A 17,863-nucleotide genomic window follows, 5' to 3' on the forward strand; every position below is an offset into this window, starting at 1 on the left:
TCGTCGGGAAACATTGTGTCTAGCAGGTACTTTCCCGGTGATGGTTTTGTTGGTGTGGATTCTTTCGAATACACCGTCAGCGATGGCAACGGGGGTTCGGGGACGGGCACGGTGACGGTCACCGTCGAGGCGGCCAATCAGGCACCGATTGCCAATGGCGATTCGTTCGTGACGGTGGAGGGTCAGCCGGTGTCTATCAAGGTTCTGGCCAATGACGTTGATCCTGATGGCGACAGCCTTGTTGTGGAGGGTTACACGGATCCGGCTAACGGGATTTTGGTCCATTCGCTCGATTCGTCGGGAAACATTGTGTCTAGCAGGTACTTTCCCGGTGATGGTTTTGTTGGTGTGGATTCTTTCGAATACACCGTCAGCGATGGCAACGAGGGTTCGGGGACGGGCACGGTGACGGTCACCGTCCAGGCGGCTGACTAGGCAACGCGATCGCCGGGGCCCGAACCTCACGGTTGTGTCTGGAGAGACGACGGCGCTGAACCCGCCTGTGTCGGTACCCGGCTAAGCCAGCCGAGTCGGAGACGGCGGTAGGTCACTCACAACCCATTTCCGGTGAGAACGCCGATGTGTTCGAGGGTGGAGCGACCGTCACCATCAGGTTGGTGGGCTGACAAGGCCGTCACCCGATCGACGCGGAAGTCAGCCCTGCAAAGTTGCGCGCAACCGGGCGAGGTGGTCGTCGGTGACCCCGGCTGCCTCCAGAAAGCCACGCAGAGAACCGAATTCCTCGTCGAGGGTGCGGCGCGCGCTGTCTAGATACTGCTCGCGCACCCCCAGCACCGCGTCGGTGAGCCGCGCCTCGGCCAGCTCCAGCAGCTCGGGGGATTCCGCGGCACGGTCGCGGATCGTGGCCAGGATGCTCTCCCGCAGCTGCGGAACGGCGACATTGCTCTGCAGGTAGTCGGCCATGATGGCGTCGCGGTCCACCCCGGCGGCCTCCAGCACCACCGCAATGGTGAAACCGGTGCGGTCCTTGCCGGCAAAGCAGTGGGCCAGCACCCGCCGGCCCGACCCGAGCAGATGCACCACGCGGTGGACGGCGTTGCGCGCCAGCGGCGCGCCGGCAAACCGGCCGTACTCCTCGGTCATGTACTGCGCCGCGGCGTCGGCGACGGACATGCCCTCGGGTTTGTCGGTCATCATCCGCTGAAAGGCGTGTTCGTGCGGGGCCTCACCGTCGGAGGCGACCGTTTCGACGAACGGCAGATGGTGGATGTCCACCCCGGTGGGCACCAGGCCGGCGCCGTGCCGCTCCAGCTCGCGGTGGGTGCGCAGGTCGGCCACGTCGGTGACGCCGTAGCCTGACATGGCCGTACGGCCCGCATCGTCGAGCTTGGAGAGCTCACTGGCCCGGAAGAACCGGCCCGGCGCGATGCCGGTCTGCTCGGAGACGTCGCGGAAATTCCACGCCCCGGACAGCTCCTGACCCGAGTACTGCCGCCCCGACACCACTAGCTCGTCGCCGCCGTGTGTGATTGGCGGCTCGCCGCCGTGCCTGATTGGCGGCTCACTGCCGTCGCGAGCGGGGACTTCTCCCGCCCCAACTCGGCCCGGGCGATGGTGCGCATGTGCACTTCGTCGGGACCGTCGAACAACCGCATCGCCCGGTGCCAGCTGTAGAGCCGGGCCAGCGGAAAGTCGTCGGAGACCCCGGCACCGCCGTGCACCTGGATCGCCCGGTCGATGACATCGCAGGCCACCTGCGGCGCCACCGCCTTGATCTGGCTGACCAGCACGTGGGCTTCCTTGTTGCCGTGCTGGTCGATGGTCCAGGCCGCCTTCTCGCACAACAACCGGGCCTGATCGATCGCGTTGCGGGACTTGGCGATCTGCTCGCGAACCACGCCCTGCTCGGCCAGCGGGCGCCCGAACGCGACCCGGGACTGCACCCGGTCGGTCATCAGCGCCAGCGCCCGCTCCGCCGCACCCAGCGCGCGCATGCAGTGATGGATGCGGCCCGGCCCGAGGCGGGCCTGGGCGATCGCGAAACCGGAGCCCTCCTCGCCGAGCAGGTTCGACGCCGGCACCCGCACGTTGTCGTAGACGATCTCGCAGTGGCCGTGCTGGTCCTGCCAGCCGAACACCGGGGTGGACCGAACGATGTTGACCCCAGGGGTATCGATGGGAACCAGGATCATCGACTGCTGACGGTGGCTGGCGGCCTCCGGATCGGTGCGCCCCATCACGATGAGGATCTTGCAGCGCGGGTCCGAGGCGCCTGTCGTCCACCACTTGCGGCCGTTGATGACATAGTCGCCACCGTCGCGGGTGATCAGGGTTTCGATGTTGCGGGCGTCGCTGGAGGCCACCGCGGGCTCGGTCATCGAGAAGGCACTGCGGATCTCGCCGGCCAGCAGCGGTTCCAGCCACTGCCGGCGCTGCTCCTCGGTGGCGAACAGATGCAGCGTCTCCATGTTCCCGGTGTCGGGCGCCGCACAGTTGACGACCTCGGGTGCGATATCCATGCTCCACCCGGTGATCTCGGCCAGTGGCGCGTACTCCAGGTTGGACAGCCCCGAGACCGCCGGTAGGAACAGATTCCACAGGCCGCGCTCGCGGGCCAGCGCCTTGAGTTCCTCGACCACCGGCGGCACGCTGTGGTCGTCCGGGCCCGCCTCGGCGCGGTGGCGGTGGTAGGCCTCCTCGGCGGGGAACACGAACTCGGTCATGAAGTCGGTCAGCCGCTTGTGGTAGTCGGCCGCCTTGGCTGACATCGCGAAGTCCATACCCGCCACGATATGACACCTGTGAACCCCGGCATCGGCCAAGGCGTACGACTCACTCCGGGGACCAGCAGGGCAGTCGAGTGGCCAGCCGCGGCGCCGGCACCGACGCGGCTCGCCCGGCAGCCCGCGCGTGCGTCCACCGGTGATGGCCCGCCCGGTTGTGGGAGGCTGAGCCGGTGATCGGGGATCGGGTCCGCGTGGTGGTCGGCGACGACCACCCGATGTTCCGTGACGGCATGGTGCGCGCCCTGCAGTCCAGCGGGTCGATCGAGGTGGTGGCCGAGGCCGACGACGGACCGGCGGCGCTGGCCGCGATCCGTGAACATCAACCGCAGGTGGCGCTGCTCGACTACCGGATGCCGGGTATGGACGGCGCAGCCGTGGCCGCGGCGGTGCGGCGCGACGACCTGCCGACCCGGGTACTGCTGATCTCGGCGCACGACGAGGCGGCGATCGTCTACCAGGCGCTGCAGGACGGCGCGGCCGGATTCCTGCCCAAGGAGTCGAGCCGCGGTGAACTCGTGTCCGCGGTGCTGGACTGCGCCAAGGGCCGCGACGTCGTCGCCCCCAGCGTCGCCGCCGGGCTCGCCGCCGAGATCAGGCGGCGCTCGGTGCCCGACGGGCCGTCGCTGAGTCCCCGCGAACGCGAGGTGCTGGTGCTCATCGCCGCGGGGCACACCATCCCGACGATGGCCAAGGAGCTGTTCCTGGCGCCCTCGACGGTCAAGACCCATGTGCAGCGCCTCTACGAGAAGCTCGGGGTCGGTGACCGGGCCGCGGCGGTCGCCGAAGCCATGCGCCGCAAACTGCTGGACTGACGTGGCCTCTTCGCTTCAGCGCCCCCGCCGCGACGACTTCGCGCAGCGGATAGGCCGGTGGGGCGACCACCTCCTCGCGGAACCGGTCCGGGTCTCGGCGGTGTTGCGGCTGCCGCTGATCGCGCTGATCGCGGTGCTGGTGTGGTTCTGGGAGGTGCAGCACTGGCTGCCCGAGGTCTACGGGGTGATCCTCGGCGTCTATGCGGTGGCGGCGCTGGGATGGCTGTTCGCCGTGCTGCGCGGGCCGGCGCCGCGCTGGGCGGTAGGGGTGTCGACGGGAGTCGACCTGCTGGTCGTCCTGGCGTTGTGCCTGGCCTCCGGCGGCGCGACCGCGGCGCTGCTGCCGGTGTTCTTCCTGCTGCCGATCTCGGTGGCCTTCCAGGAGCGGCCGGGTCTGACCGCGCTGATCGGCTCGATGACCGCGGCCGGATACCTGGCGGTGTGGAGTTTCTACGCCAAACGCGACGACACGGTGGGACTGTCGGACATCGTGTACACCCATTTGGGGTTCATCGTGTGGATGGCGGTGGCCACCACCGCGCTGAGCTTCGTGCTGGCCCGCCGCGCGTCGCGGGTGGCCGCGCTGCAGGAGACGCGCCGCCAGCTCGTCTCCGAAGCCATGCAGTCCGACGAGCGGCACAACCGCGAGGTCGCCGAGCACCTGCACGACGGCCCGCTGCAGACGCTGCTGGCCGCCAGGCTGGAGCTCGACGAGGTCCGCGACCGCGCCGCCGACCCGGCGGTGCACGGGGTCCTCGATGTGGTCGACGCCGCGCTGCAGGACACCGCCGCCGGGCTGCGCAACACCGTCACCGAGCTGCACCCCCAGGTGCTGGCCCAGCTGGGCCTGACCGCCGCGGTCCGAGAGCTGCTGCGGCAGTTCCAATCCCGCAACGACGTCGAGGTCATCGCCGAACTCGACGAGGTCGGCAAGCCGGGGTCGCAGAGCCTGCTGTACCGCGCCGGCCGAGAGCTGCTGACCAACGTGGCCAAGCACGCCGGGGCCGCCACGGTCTGGGTGACGCTGGACCGGCGCGGTGATCGCGTGGTCCTGACGGTGCGCGACGACGGCCGCGGCTTCGACCCCGACACCGTCGGCGACTCCGTGGCGCGGGGCCACATCGGATTGGGGTCGGTCGCGGCGCGCTTCGACGCCATGGGCGGGGCGCTCGACCTCGACGCGGGGCCCGGGCGGGGCAGCCGGATCACCGTCACCTCACCGCCGGAGCCCGACGCGACGAGTCGGCTGTGATGCCGCCGGCACCGCGGCACCCGGCCGAAATCGGCTCCGGAGGTCGCCAACGGCTATGGTGTCTGATCACATATCGCGCCCGCGTCGGCGGGACAGCGGGCAACCACACCAAGACACGGAAGAGATCCAAGTCGCCATGACAGAAGTCGAATCCGGCGCCCCGCGCCCTGATGGCACGACGGTGACCGTCGGCGTGCCCGCCGAGTCCGGGACCGGGGAACGCCGGGTGGCGCTGGTCCCCAAGGCGGTGGCCGGCCTGGTCAACAGCGGGGTGAACGTCGTCGTGGAGTCCGGCGCCGGCGACGCCGCGCTGCTGCCCGACGACCTCTACGTCGAAGCCGGTGCGGGCATCGGCGACCCCTGGGCCGCCGATGTGCTGGTCAAGGTCGCCCCACCCAGCGCCGAGGAGGTGGCCAGGCTGCGTGCCGGGCAGACCCTGATCGGGTTCCTGGCCCCGCGCAACGCCGACAACCAGATCGCCGCCCTCAAGGCCGCCGGCGTGCAGGCCTTCGCGGTGGAGGCCATCCCGCGGATCTCGCGAGCGCAGGTGATGGATGCGCTGTCTTCGCAGGCCAACGTCGCCGGCTACAAGTCGGTGCTGCTGGCCGCCTCCGAGGCGACGCGGTTCTTCCCGATGCTGACCACCGCGGCGGGCACGGTGAAGCCGGCGACGGTGCTGGTGCTCGGTGTCGGAGTGGCCGGTCTGCAGGCGCTGGCCACAGCCAAGCGACTGGGAGCCCGCACCACCGGCTACGACGTGCGTCCCGAGGTCGCCGACCAGGTCCGTTCGGTGGGTGCACAGTGGCTGGACCTCGGCATAGACGCAGCCGGTGAGGGCGGCTACGCCCGCGAGCTGACCGACGACGAGCGCGCCGCGCAGCAGAAGGAACTGGAGAAGGCGATCACCGGCTTCGACGTGGTGATCACCACGGCTCTGGTGCCGGGCCGGCCCGCACCGCGGTTGGTGACCGCCGCCGCGGTCGAGGGCATGAAATCGGGCAGCGTGGTGGTGGACCTGGCCGGCGAGACCGGCGGCAACTGCGAACTGACCGAGCCGGGCCAAACCGTCGTCCGGCACGGGGTGACCATCGCCTCGCCGTTGAACCTGCCGGCCACCATGCCCGAGCACGCCAGCGAGTTGTACTCCAAGAACGTCACCGCGCTGCTGGACCTGCTGATCACCGACGGCGCGCTGGCGCCTGATTTCGACGACGAGGTCATCGCGGCCTCGTGCGTCACCCGGGAGGCGAACTGAAGCCATGTACGACCAGCTGTTGTTGAACATCGCGATCCTGGTGCTGGCCGGGTTCGTCGGGTTCGCCGTCATCTCCAAGGTGCCCAATACGCTGCACACCCCGCTGATGTCGGGCACCAACGCCATCCACGGCATCGTCGTGCTCGGCGCACTGATCGTGCTGGGCAACCTGCCCGCCGACGCCGGCTGGGGGGTGCGCGCCATCGCGTTCGTGGCGCTGATCTTCGGCACGCTCAACGTCATCGGCGGCTTCCTGGTCACCGACCGCATGCTCGGCATGTTCAAGGGCAAGAAGCCTGCCGCGTCCAAGGACGGGGCGGCCAAGTGACCTACCTCGTCAACGTTCTCTACATCGTCGCGTTCTCGCTGTTCATCCTCGGGCTGTCCGGGCTGACCGGGCCCAAGACCGCGGTACGCGGCAACTGGATCGCCGCGACCGGTATGGGGATCGCGGTGGTGGCCACCCTGATCGCGGTGCGCGACACCGCGGCGATCAACTGGATCCTGATCGTCGCCGGCCTGGCGATCGGCGTGGTGCTCGGGGTGCCGCCGGCCAAGAAGACGAAGATGACCGCGATGCCGCAGCTGGTGGCGCTGTTCAACGGCGTCGGCGGCGGCACGGTGGCGCTGATCGCCTGGGCCGAGTTCATCGAGACCGACGGCTTCGCGCACTTCCGGCCCGACCAGCAACCCACCGTCGCATTGGTGGTCGGCTCGCTGTTCGCCGCGATCGTCGGCTCGGTGTCGTTCTGGGGTTCGCTGGTGGCTTTCCTGAAGCTGCAGGAGTCCATCCCGAAGAACGTCGAGAAGAAGCTGGTCGCCAGCGCCAAGCTGTTCCAGCTGGCCAACATCGTGCTGCTGATCGGTGCGGTGGCCGCCGCGGTCTACATCGGGCTGAGCGCCGGGACGGGCAGCGCGAGCTGGACGATCGTGCTGGTGCTGGTGGTGGCCGGGTTGATGGGCCTGTTCGTGGTCTTCCCGATCGGCGGCGCCGACATGCCGGTGGTCATCAGCCTGCTCAACGCGCTGACCGGACTCTCCGCGGCCGCAGCGGGTCTGGCGTTGAACAACACCGCGATGATCGTCGCGGGCATGATCGTCGGCGCCTCGGGTTCGATCCTGACCAACCTGATGGCCGTGGCGATGAACCGTTCCATCCCCGCGATCGTGTTCGGCTCCTTCGGCGGCGACGCCGCGGCCGCGGCCGGGCCCGGCGGGGAACAGGGCACCGTCAAGGCCACCAGCGCCGCCGACGCGGCGATCCAGATGGCCTACGCCAACCAGGTCATCGTGGTGCCCGGATACGGGCTCGCGGTGGCCCAGGCCCAGCATGCGGTCAAGGAGATGGGCGACCTGCTCGAGGACAAGGGCGTCGAGGTCAAATACGCCATCCACCCGGTAGCGGGCCGGATGCCCGGACACATGAACGTGCTGCTGGCCGAGGCCGACGTCGAATACGACGCGATGAAGGAAATGGACGACATCAACGGCGAGTTCAACCGCACCGACGTCACCCTGGTGATCGGCGCCAACGACGTCACCAACCCGGCGGCACGCAACGATCCGTCCAGTCCCATCCACGGCATGCCGATCCTCAACGTCGACCAGTCCCGATCGGTCATCGTGCTCAAGCGCTCGATGAGTTCGGGCTACGCCGGCATCGAGAACCCGCTGTTCTTCGCCGACCAGACCTCGATGCTGTTCGGGGACGCGAAGAAGTCGGTGTCCGAGGTCATCGAGGAGCTCAAAGCGCTCTAGGGGGAGCAGATCTCGAAACGGCACCGATCCGGCATCGAGATCTCTGCCCCTGGTGCGCGTCGCGTGTCGCGCCCCGCACGATGGCCATTGTGAACATGGTCGTGGAACGTGGGCTGGCGCGGTGCCCGAGATGCGTGTCGATGGCGGACTACGTCTTCATCGAGACGGTGTCCGAACACGCATCGCCGGTGACCCGCTACGAGGTGCGCTGCGGAAAGTGCGGTGAGCACTACGGCGAGGACAGCCGGCCGCTGCTACACGCTCCGGTCGCCGTGGCTGTGGAGCCGCCGATCGTGTGGCCCCCCGATCGCGAGCCGGTGCCGCCCCGCGACTGGGTTCAGGAAGCGCGGGAGCGCATGGCCCGACTCGCCGCGGGGGTCGGCCGGTTGCGTGGCGGCGCCACCGAGCGGTTGCGTGGCGGTGCCACCGAGCGGTTGCGTGGCGGTGCCGCCGAGTTGGCGCGCGGCATCAGAGCCGCCGGGGAACGGGTGCCCCGGCACTGGTTCGGCCGGGCCGGGCACCAGGGTGCCCCGGCGGGCGACCGGGACGATCAGACCGGCGGGTAGGCAGGTGGCGGGTAGACGCCACGCAGAATCCAGGCGAACCAGTTGATGCCGTACTCCAACTCGTCGCTTGCGTCGTAATCCGGGTTCGGGTCCACGTCATCACCTCTCGCCTGCAGGGCTCAGGGGCCGAGTCTAGACCCGCCGCACCCGTGACGACAGGGCATCCGCCTAGACTGAACCAACCAGTTAGTGGGCCGCTGAGCGGTCCCGTCCTGCCTATAGTGAGTCGCCATGTCTGAAACCGTCACAACCAATGGGATGTCCCGTCGCGAGGAACTGCTGGCTGTGGCCACCAAGCTGTTCGCCGCACGCGGGTACCACGGCACCCGGATGGACGACGTGGCCGACGCCGTCGGGCTGAACAAGGCGACGGTGTACCACTACTACGCCAGCAAGTCGCTGATCCTCTACGACATCTACAAGGGTGCCGCCGACGCCACCGTCGACGCGCTGCACGACGACCCGTCGGCGTCGGCGCGCGAGATGATCTACCACTTCACCCGGCGTCTGCTCGTCGGTATCGCCGGCAACATCGAACGGGCCGCGGTCTACTTCCAGGAGGGGCCGTACATCACGGAGTGGTTCACCGAGGAGCAGGTGGCCTACATCCGCGAAAAGGAGGCCCAGGTCTACGAACACGTCCGCGACGTGATCGACCGCGGCATCGCCAGCGGCGAACTCTATGACTGCGACTCGCACGTGCTGGCGCTGGGCTACATCGGGATGACCCTCGGGTCCTACCGCTGGTTGCGCCCGCACGGCCGGCGCACCGCGCAGGAGATCGCGGTGGAGTTCAGCACCGCGCTGCTGCGGGGGCTGATCCGCGACGACGCGATCCGGCAGGCCTCCCCGCTGGGGGTCCAGGTCGAGGCCCAGACGCGGGATCTGCGCGCCGAACTCTGACGATATGCTCGTCCGATGCCGTTGGTGAGCAAGACCGTGGAGGTCACCGCCTCCGCCGAGACGATCATGGGAATCGTCGCCGATTTCGAGGCCTACCCGCACTGGAACGAGGAGATCAAGGGGTGCTGGGTGCTCGCCCGGTACAACGACGGCCGTCCCAGCCAGCTACGCCTCGACGTGGTGGTGCAGGGTCAGGCGGGCACCTTCATCACCGCGGTGTACTACCCGGCGGACAACCAGATCTACACGATGCTGCAGCAGGGGGATTTCTTCTCCAAGCAGGAACAGAAGTTCTCCGTGGTGCCGATCGGGCCCACCTCGCTGCTGACCGTGGATCTGGATGTGGAAACCACCATGCCGATCCCGAAGCAGATGGTGAAGAAGGCCGTCAACGACACGCTGGAATACCTGGCCGACAACCTCAAGGCCCGCGCCGAGCAGCTGGCCGCCGGTTAGCGGTACCGGTCCGGGCTGCAGGTCAGTCCCAGAGCCCTACCCGGTCCAGATACGCCAGCAGCCGGTCGAGACCGTCGGTGAACTGTCCCTCGGTGAGGTCGACGACGGTCTTGACGTCGTGCCGGCGCAACGCCTCGATCAACTCACCGTGGCTGGCCACCGCACCCGAAGCCCAGCCCTCATCGGTGGCGAACAGATTCGGCGGTAGATAGCGCGCGGCGTGCAGCAGGAACCACGCCAGCTTGATCCGCCCGCTGGCCCGGTTGAACGCCCGGTGGAACGCGAACTCGCACTGCGCCACATGGTCCGGGTCGTGCGCCTCGGCCGCGGCCGCCAGCCGGGCGTTGAGCCCCACCAGCTCGTCGATCTGCTCATCGGTGATCCGGCGGGCCGTGGTGGCGGCGAGCTCCCGGGCGATCGTGGCCTGCAGCCAGAAGATGTCCTCGATGTCGGCGCGGCTCAGCGGGACCACCCGGTGACCGCGGTGCGGCTCCAGTTCGACCATGCCCTCGCCGCGCAGCGTGCGCAGCGCCTCGCGCACCGGCATCATGCTGACCCCGAGCCGGGCGGCGGTCTCGTCGAGCCGGATGAAGGAGTCCGGGCGCAGCGTCCCCGTCATGATCTCGGCCCGCAGGCGTGCGGCGACTTCGTCGGAGAGCTGCTCGCGGCGTACCGCGCCCGTAGGCCCCGTGCGAGCGGGAGCGTTCATCGGAATCGGTGGCCCTTCCCGGCTGATCTGGCCGACGCGACGACTTGGGGTTGTCGTAAGCCCGCCGGGGCCATACTGTGACCGGGGCAACACCATGTTTGATCAAATCTCGATCCTCCGCAACTCATCCCCCACGAAGCAGGAGACGTGACCGTTCCCGCCGGCCCGCCTGAGTCCGTTCCCGCCCACCCCCCGGTGCAGCCCTACCTGGCCCGCAGGCAGAACTGGACCAATCAGCTCGCCAGGCACGCGCTCATGCAGCCCGACGCGACCGCACTGCGGTTCCTCGGCAAGACCACCACCTGGGGTCAGCTCGACGCCCGGGTGACGGCCCTGGCCGGCGCGCTGCGCGGACACCGCGTCGGCTTCGGCGACCGGGTGCTCATCCTGATGCTCAACCGCCCCGAGTTCCTCGAATCGGTGCTCGCGGTCAACAAGCTCGGCGCGATCGCGGTCCCGGTGAACTTCCGGATGACCCCGGCCGAAATCGGCTACCTGGTCTCCGACTGCGCCGCCCGGGTCATCATCACCGAGGCGGTACTGGCGCCGGTGGCCTGTGCGGTCCGCGATCTGGATCCGGAACTGGGCACGGTCATCGTCACCGGCGGCGGCACCGCCGAAGGAGTGCTCGCCTATGAGGATCTGGTGGGCGACGGGGGGAACCCGGTTTCCTCACCGGAGATCGTGGTCGACATCCCCGACGACTCCGCCGCCCTGATCATGTACACCTCGGGGACCACCGGTCTGCCCAAGGGTGCCGTGCTCACCCACAACAATCTCGCCGGTCAGGCGATGACCCACCTGTTCACCAACGGTGCCGACATCAACCAGGACATCGGTTTCGTCGGGGTCCCGCTGTTCCACATCGCCGGCATCGGAAACACCATCTTCGGTCTGCTGCTGGGCCGGCCCACCGTGATCTACCCGCTGGGCGCCTTCGACCCGGGCGAACTGCTCGACGTGCTGGAAGCCGAAGAGGTGACCGGGATCTTCCTGGTTCCGGCACAGTGGCAGGCGGTGTGCGCGGCGCAGCGGGCCAACCCGCGCCGACTGCGCCTTCGGGTACTGTCGTGGGGAGCCGCCCCGGCCTCGGACACCCTGCTGCGCGACATGGCCGACACCTTCCCCGGCGCCCAGATCCTCGCCGCATTCGGCCAGACCGAGATGTCGCCGGTCACCTGCATGCTGTTGGGCGACGACGCCATCCGCAAACTCGGATCGGTGGGCAAGGTGATCCCCACCGTCTCCGCCCGCATCGTCGACGATGAGATGAACGACGTCCCCGTGGGCCAGGTCGGCGAGATCGTCTACCGGGCACCGACATTGATGGCGGGCTACTGGAACAAACCCGAGGCCACCGCAGAAGCGTTCGCAGGCGGCTGGTTTCACTCCGGTGACCTGGTACGTCAGGACGAAGAGGGTTACATCTGGGTCGTCGATCGTAAGAAGGACATGATCATCTCCGGCGGCGAGAACATCTACTGCGCCGAGGTGGAGAACGCCCTGGCGGCCCACCCCGACATCGTCGAAGTCGCCGTGGTCGGGCGCGCGCATCCGAGATGGGGCGAGGTCCCCGTCGCCGTAGTGGTGGTGCGCGGCTCGCAGGGCCCCGCGAGCGAGTCATCGCTGCAGTTGAGCGATCTCGAGGACTTCCTGTCGGTAAAACTCGCCCGCTACAAACATCCCAAGGCGGTCGAGATCATCGACGCGCTGCCGCGCAACCCCGCCGGCAAAGTGCTCAAGACAGAATTGCGTGAACTGTTCGGCGCTCAGTGGGAGATTGACGCCGACGAAAGTTCCTCTCGGGCAACCACTTCAACCGGCCGTTTCCGGGACTAGGCGAGAGGTGACCCGTTTGCCAACGGTTCGGTGGTCAATCCCGCAGATGCGGTACATCGCAGCTACCCCATCGGGTACAGTCCGGTGGTCCGCCTTGCTACTCACCGGTAGTTAGGGCGGTGCTCACACGGACCGGGCCAGGGCTGGAAGGGGGCGTGCGACAGGTGTTGCCGGAGCGCCATACCAGCCGCGGGATCATCGCGGGAGTACGTCGGTGACGGCTCCCCCGAAGAACTCCGCGAGCCTGTCGGCGTACGTCCGCGAGCAAACCAAGCCGGGCCTGGAAGCCGTCGGCGGCTTCGTCCGGATGTGCGTGCTCGTCGGAAAAGCGTTACTGCGACCGCCCTTCCAGTGGCGTGAGTTCATCCTGCAGAGCTGGTTCCTGATGCGGGTGGCCTTCCTGCCCACCCTGGCGGTGTCCATCCCGCTGACCGTGCTGCTCATCTTCACGCTGAACATCCTGCTCGCCGAGTTCGGTGCCGCCGACGTCTCGGGCGCCGGCGCGGCCATCGGTGCGGTCACCCAGCTCGGACCGCTGGTCACCGTGCTCGTCGTCGCCGGCGCCGGCTCCACAGCGATCTGCGCGGACCTGGGGGCCCGGACCATCCGCGAGGAGATCGACGCACTCGAGGTACTCGGGATCGACCCGATCCACCGGCTGGTGGTGCCCCGGGTGGTCGCCTCGACGTTCGTGGCGATCCTGCTCAACGGCGCCGTGATCACCGTCGGCCTGGTCGGCGGCTTCATCTTCGGCGTCTACCTGCAGAACGTCTCGGCAGGTGCCTACGTGTCGACCCTGACGCTGATCACCGGCCTGCCCGAGGTGGTCATCTCGATCGTCAAGGCCGCCACCTTCGGCCTGATCGCCGGCCTGGTCGGCTGCTACCGCGGGCTGACCGTGGCCGGCGGCGCCAAAGGCGTCGGCACCGCGGTCAACGAGACCCTGGTGCTCTGCGTGATCGCGCTGTTCGCCGTGAACGTCGTCCTGACCACCATCGGCGTCCGATTCGGAACGGGGAGCTGAAGTGTCGACCTCCACCGTCATCCGGGCCCGCTTCCCGCGGGGAGTCGCCGCCGCCGAGAAATGGGCCGGCGCACCGGGCCGGGGCCTGGAGTCGATGGGCCACGTCGCGTGGTTCGTCGTCACCGCCGTCGGTTCGATCGGCCACGCGCTGCGCTACTACCGCCGCGAGATGCTGCGCCTGATCGCCGAGATCGGCATGGGGACCGGGGCGATGGCCGTCATCGGCGGCACCGTCGCCATCGTCGGGTTCGTCACGCTGTCGGGGTCCTCGCTGGTGGCCATCCAGGGATTCGCATCGCTGGGCAACATCGGTGTCGAGGCGTTCACCGGATTCTTCGCCGCACTGATCAACGTGCGCATCGCGGCTCCCGTCGTGGCCGGGCAGGCCCTGGCCGCCACGGTGGGCGCCGGTGCGACCGCCGAACTGGGCGCCATGCGCATCAGCGAAGAGATCGACGCGCTCGAGGTGATGGGCATCAAGTCGATCTCGTACCTGGTCTCGACGCGCATCATGGCCGGCTTCGTGGTGATCATCCCGCTCTACGCGATGGCCATCATCATGAGCTTCCTGTCCGCACAGGTGACCACCACGGTCTTCTACGGCCAGTCGATCGGCACCTACGAGCACTACTTCCGCACCTTCCTGCGGCCCGACGACGTGTTCTGGTCATTCGTGCAGGCGATCATCATCTCGGTGATCGTCATGCTCAACCACTGCTACTACGGCTATTTCGCCAGCGGTGGCCCGGTCGGCGTCGGCGAGGCGGTCGGCCGTTCGATGCGGGCCTCCCTGGTCGCGATCGTGTGCGTGGTCCTGTTCGCCTCGTTGGCGCTCTACGGCGTCGACCCGAACTTCAACCTGACGGTGTAGCGCCATGACCGCGCCCGAGAACGCAAGACGCCAGCCGCCGTACAAGATCGCCGGGCTGGTGCTGGCGCTGCTGACCGTCGCGGTGCTCGTCGCGGTGTACATGCAGTTCCGCGGTGACTTCCTGCCCAGGACGCAGCTGACCATGATGTCGGCGCGGGCGGGCCTGTCGATGGATCCCGGCGCCAAGGTCACCTACAACGGAGTCCAGATCGGCCGGGTCGGGACGGTGGAACAGGTCACCGTCGGGGACGAACCCAGAGCCAAGATCATCCTCGAGGTCGACCCCAAATACCTCGACCTGATCCCGCGCAACGTCAACGCTGATATCAGCGCAACCACCGTGTTCGGCAACAAGTACGTGTCGTTCTCGACTCCGAAAGATCCTTCCCGCGAACGTATCGAGCCCAGCGACGTGATCGACGTGACCTCGGTGACCACCGAGTTCAACACGTTGTTCGAGACCGTGGTCGAGGTGGCCGAGCAGGTGGACCCGATCAAGCTGAACCAGACACTGACCGCCACCGCCGAGGCGCTCGACGGGCTCGGGGAGCGGTTCGGCGAATCGATCGTGGACGGCAACGAGATCCTGGCCGAGGTCAATCCCCGGATGCCGCAGATCCGGCGGGACACCGAGCTGCTCGCCGATCTCGGTGAGATCTACGCCGACGCGGCACCGGATCTGTTCGACGGGCTGCAGAACGCGGTCACCACCGCGCGGACGTTCAACGAGCAGCGCGGCGATGTCGACGCGGCTCTGATGGCCGCCGTCGGATTCGGCAACACCGGCGGCGACGTCTTCGAACGCGGCGGGCCGTACCTGACCCGGGCCGCCGAAGACTTGATTCCGACGACGGCGCTGCTCGACGAGTACAGCCCGTCCTTCTTCTGCATGATCCGCAACTACCACGATGTGGAACCCAAGATCAGCGCCGCGCTCGGTGGAAACGGCTACTCGCTGCGAACCCATTCGGAGGTCCTCGGTCTGGGCGCGGCCAACCCGTACGTCTATCCGGACAACCTGCCGCGCGTCAACGCCAAGGGCGGCCCCGGCGGCCGTCCCGGCTGCTGGCAGCCCATCACCCGCGACCTGTGGCCGGCACCGTTCCTGGTGCTGGACACCGGCGCGTCGATCGCCCCGTACAACCACATCGGGCTCGGCCAGCCGCTGCTCACCGAATACGTGTGGGGACGCCAAGTCGGGGAGTACACGATCAACCCATGAAGATCACCGGAACCGCGATCAAGCTCGGCGCCTTCTCCCTGGTGCTGCTCATGTTCACCGCGATCATCATCGTCGTCTTCGGACAGATCCGATTCGACCGCACCACGGGGTATTCGGCGATCTTCTCCAGTGCCAGCGGCCTGCGGCCCGGCCAGTTCGTGCGGGCATCGGGGGTCGAGGTCGGCAAGGTCGGCGACGTCGAACTCATCGAAGGCGGCACCCAGGTCCGGGTCGACTTCAGCGTCGACCGGTCCCTGGAGCTGTTCGACGAGACCCGCGCCTCGATCCGCTACCTCAACCTCATCGGCGACCGCTACCTCGAACTGTCCCGGGGTGAGAGCAATACGAAGCTCCCTGCAGGAGCGACGATCCCGATAAACCTCACCGAGCCCGCGCTCGACCTCGACGCGCTGATCGGCGGTTTCCGCCCGGTGTTCCAGTCGCTGGAGCCCGAGAAGGTCAACACCATCGCGCAGTCGCTGATCACGGTGTTCCAGGGGCAGGGCGGAACCATCAACGACATCCTCGACCAGACCGCGTCGCTGACCTCCGCGCTGGCCGACCGGGACCAGGCCATCGGCGAGGTCATCACCAACCTCAACACCGTGCTCGACACCACCGTCAAGCATCAGCAGCAGTTCGACGAAACCGTCCAGAACTTCGAGGTGCTCATCACCGGCCTGAAGAACCGCGCCGACCCGCTGGCCACCTCGGTGGCCGACATCAGTGACGCCGCAGGCACCATCGGCGACCTGCTGGCCGACAACCGGCCGCTGCTGCAGAGCACGGTCAGCAAGCTCGAGGTATTCAACCAGCCGCTCGTCGACCAGGCCGGCGAGCTGAACAGCCTGTTGGACCAACTGCCTGACGCGCTGGCGATCATCGGCCGCTCGGGCGGCATCTACGGCGACTTCTTCAACTTCTACGCCTGCGACATCTCGCTGAAGCTCAACGGCCTGCAACCCGGCGGTCCGACCCGAACCGTCAAGGTCTGGAGCCAGCCCACGGGCAGGTGCACGCCGAAATGAGAGTCCTCGAGGGTTCCAACCGGGTCCGCAACGGGTTGATGGGCATCATCCTGCTGGTCGTCGTCATCGGCGTGGGACAGAGCTTCGCCAGTGTGCCGATGCTGTTCGCGACGCCGACGTACTACGCGCAGTTCGCCGACACCGGGGGCCTCAACACCGGAGACAAGGTCCGCATCGCCGGAGTCGACGTCGGCAACGTGCGCTCGATGGAGATCGAGGGCGACAAGGTCGCCATCGGATTCTCGTTGGGCGGCACCCAGATCGGCAGCGAGAGCCGCGCGGCCATCCGGACCGACACCATCCTCGGCCGGCGAAACATCGAGATCGAACCGCGGGGCAACGATCCGTTGGCGCCCAACGGGACACTGCCGCTGGGCCAGACCACCACCCCGTACCAGATCTACGATGCGTTCTTCGACCTCAGCAACTCCGCTGCCGGCTGGGACACCCAGACGGTCAAGGAGTCGCTGAACGTGCTCTCCGAAACCATCGACCAGACCTACCCGCAGCTGAGCGCCGCGCTCGACGGCGTCGCCCGGTTCTCCGACACCATCGGAAAGCGCGACGACCAGATCAAGACGCTGCTGGCCAACGCCAACGAGGTGGCCGGGGTCCTGGGCAACCGCAGCGAACAGATCAACCGGCTGTTCGTCAACGCCCAGACGCTGCTCGCGGCGGTCAACGAACGCAACTATGCGGTGAGCCAACTACTCGAACGCGTCGCGACCTTCTCCGAGCAGGTACGCGGCGTGATCGACGACAACCCCAACCTCAACCGCGTCCTGGAACAGCTGCGGGTCATCAGCGATGTGCTGGCCGAGCGCCGGCTGGACCTGGCCGACACGTTGTCGTCGCTGTCGAAGTTCATGGTCTCCCTCGGTGAGGCGCTCGCTTCGGGCCCGTACTTCAAGGTGATGCTGGCCAACCTGGCCCCCTACTGGATCCTGCAGCCGTTCGTCGACGCGGCGTTCAAGAAACGCGGGATCGACCCGGAGGAGTTCTGGCGCAACGCCGGTCTGCCGGCCTTCCGTTTCCCGGACCCGAACGGAGTCGGATTCCCCAACGGCGCGCCGCCGCCGGCTCCCCAGCCGATCGAAGGCACCCCGGAGAATCCGGGCCCCGGCGTGCTCAAGGGCTCTCCGTGTTCGTACACCCCGCCGGCCGACGGGCTGCCGCGGCCCGGTGATCCGCTGCCGTGCGCCGATCTCACGATGGGACCGTTCGGCGACAATCCGTACGGGCCCAACTACTCGGGACCCAACGTGGCGACCTCGGCGCCCAACGCGCATGGGCCGCAACCGGCGCCGGGGCTCCCGGCCGCGGCCATCCCGGGTCAACTGTCGCCGGACGTCCCCGGTGCGCGGGTCCCGCTGCCGCCCGCCCCGCCCGGCGCCCGGACCGTCCCGCTGGAACCGCAGCCC

18 protein-coding genes and 1 pseudogene are annotated in these 17,863 nt (G+C 68.1%); 15 read left to right on the forward strand and 4 right to left on the reverse strand.

From position 1 onward, the window contains the following. Positions 1 to 435 (forward strand): Ig-like domain-containing protein (locus ACXAID_RS20605; protein WP_475024065.1); only part of this gene is annotated, 435 nt, incomplete at its 5' end. A 219-nt stretch (positions 436 to 654) separates the two neighbouring features. Here ACXAID_RS20605 and ACXAID_RS20610 read toward each other — a convergent pair. Together ACXAID_RS20610 and ACXAID_RS20615 are read right to left on the reverse strand one after the other, a co-directional pair. Then, entirely contained in the window at positions 655 to 1,464 is an 810-nt protein-coding gene (locus tag ACXAID_RS20610; RefSeq protein ID WP_475024066.1) for a tyrosine-protein phosphatase, read from the reverse strand. A 2-nt stretch (positions 1,465 to 1,466) separates the two neighbouring features. Further along, on the reverse strand, positions 1,467 to 2,729 hold the full coding sequence (locus ACXAID_RS20615) for an acyl-CoA dehydrogenase family protein (protein WP_475024079.1): 1,263 nt from the start codon (positions 2,727 to 2,729) through the stop codon (positions 1,467 to 1,469). Between the two features lie 191 nt (positions 2,730 to 2,920). Here ACXAID_RS20615 and ACXAID_RS20620 point away from each other — a divergent pair, with 191 nt between their 5' ends. From ACXAID_RS20620 to ACXAID_RS20645, 6 genes are all read left to right on the forward strand, one after another. After that, complete coding sequence (locus ACXAID_RS20620) at positions 2,921 to 3,559, forward strand: response regulator (RefSeq protein WP_475024080.1); 639 nt, start codon at positions 2,921 to 2,923, stop codon at positions 3,557 to 3,559. A gap of 49 nt (positions 3,560 to 3,608) precedes the next feature. Then, positions 3,609 to 4,811, forward strand: a complete 1,203-nt coding sequence (locus ACXAID_RS20625) for a sensor histidine kinase (RefSeq protein ID WP_475024081.1) — start codon at positions 3,609 to 3,611, stop codon at positions 4,809 to 4,811. Between the two features lie 136 nt (positions 4,812 to 4,947). Further along, entirely contained in the window at positions 4,948 to 6,066 is a 1,119-nt protein-coding gene (locus ACXAID_RS20630; protein WP_475024067.1) for a Re/Si-specific NAD(P)(+) transhydrogenase subunit alpha, read from the forward strand. 4 nt (positions 6,067 to 6,070) lie between these two features. Beyond that, a complete protein-coding gene (locus ACXAID_RS20635; protein WP_475024068.1) occupies positions 6,071 to 6,394 on the forward strand; it encodes an NAD(P) transhydrogenase subunit alpha part 2 in 324 nt (107 codons plus the stop codon). Beyond that, positions 6,391 to 7,824, forward strand: a complete 1,434-nt coding sequence (locus ACXAID_RS20640; protein WP_475024069.1) for an NAD(P)(+) transhydrogenase (Re/Si-specific) subunit beta — start codon at positions 6,391 to 6,393, stop codon at positions 7,822 to 7,824. Before ACXAID_RS20635 ends, ACXAID_RS20640 begins: the two co-directional genes overlap by 4 nt. Before the next feature lie 140 nt (positions 7,825 to 7,964). Then, positions 7,965 to 8,390, forward strand: coding sequence for a hypothetical protein (locus tag ACXAID_RS20645; RefSeq protein ID WP_475024070.1), 426 nt, complete (start codon positions 7,965 to 7,967; stop codon positions 8,388 to 8,390). On the opposite strand, the pseudogene ACXAID_RS20650 reads toward ACXAID_RS20645, so the two are convergent. Continuing rightward, positions 8,375 to 8,485: pseudogene (locus ACXAID_RS20650) on the reverse strand (CAP domain-containing protein); the annotation flags it as partial. The gene ACXAID_RS20645 and the pseudogene ACXAID_RS20650 sit on opposite strands and share 16 nt — an antisense overlap. A 136-nt stretch (positions 8,486 to 8,621) precedes the next feature. On the opposite strand from ACXAID_RS20650, the gene ACXAID_RS20655 reads away from it, so the two are divergent. Together ACXAID_RS20655 and ACXAID_RS20660 are read left to right on the forward strand one after the other, a co-directional pair. Next, on the forward strand, positions 8,622 to 9,293 hold the full coding sequence (locus tag ACXAID_RS20655) for a TetR/AcrR family transcriptional regulator (RefSeq protein ID WP_475024071.1): 672 nt from the start codon (positions 8,622 to 8,624) through the stop codon (positions 9,291 to 9,293). Between the two features lie 15 nt (positions 9,294 to 9,308). Next, positions 9,309 to 9,749 carry an SRPBCC family protein gene (locus tag ACXAID_RS20660; protein WP_475024072.1) on the forward strand — a complete coding sequence of 147 codons (441 nt, stop codon included), beginning with the start codon at positions 9,309 to 9,311 and terminating at the stop codon, positions 9,747 to 9,749. 22 nt (positions 9,750 to 9,771) lie between these two features. Here ACXAID_RS20660 and ACXAID_RS20665 read toward each other — a convergent pair whose 3' ends face one another. Beyond that, entirely contained in the window at positions 9,772 to 10,458 is a 687-nt protein-coding gene (locus tag ACXAID_RS20665; protein ID WP_475024073.1) for a GntR family transcriptional regulator, read from the reverse strand. A 147-nt stretch (positions 10,459 to 10,605) separates the two neighbouring features. Here ACXAID_RS20665 and fadD5 point away from each other — a divergent pair, with 147 nt between their 5' ends. From fadD5 to ACXAID_RS20695, 6 genes are all read left to right on the forward strand, one after another. After that, positions 10,606 to 12,297, forward strand: coding sequence for a fatty-acid--CoA ligase FadD5 (gene fadD5, locus ACXAID_RS20670; protein ID WP_475024074.1), 1,692 nt, complete (start codon positions 10,606 to 10,608; stop codon positions 12,295 to 12,297). Between the two features lie 307 nt (positions 12,298 to 12,604). Then, positions 12,605 to 13,321, forward strand: a complete 717-nt coding sequence (locus ACXAID_RS20675) for an MlaE family ABC transporter permease (RefSeq protein ID WP_475024082.1) — start codon at positions 12,605 to 12,607, stop codon at positions 13,319 to 13,321. Position 13,322: 1 nt separating this feature from the next. Continuing rightward, positions 13,323 to 14,192: an MlaE family ABC transporter permease gene (locus tag ACXAID_RS20680; RefSeq protein WP_475024075.1), complete on the forward strand. Its 870-nt coding sequence runs from the start codon at positions 13,323 to 13,325 to the stop codon at positions 14,190 to 14,192. Positions 14,193 to 14,196: 4 nt separating this feature from the next. Beyond that, on the forward strand, positions 14,197 to 15,414 hold the full coding sequence (locus ACXAID_RS20685) for an MCE family protein (protein WP_475024076.1): 1,218 nt from the start codon (positions 14,197 to 14,199) through the stop codon (positions 15,412 to 15,414). Further along, the gene (locus ACXAID_RS20690; RefSeq protein ID WP_475024077.1) at positions 15,411 to 16,442 is read left to right on the forward strand and encodes an MCE family protein; all 1,032 of its coding nucleotides are present in this window, start codon (positions 15,411 to 15,413) and stop codon (positions 16,440 to 16,442) included. The genes ACXAID_RS20685 and ACXAID_RS20690 overlap by 4 nt, the downstream gene beginning before the upstream one ends. Next, a partial coding sequence (locus ACXAID_RS20695; RefSeq protein WP_475024078.1) for a virulence factor Mce family protein occupies positions 16,439 to 17,863 on the forward strand: 1,425 nt, incomplete at its 3' end. The genes ACXAID_RS20690 and ACXAID_RS20695, both read left to right, overlap by 4 nt.

It is taken from the genome of Mycobacterium sp. ABE4_509 (assembly GCF_056160785.1).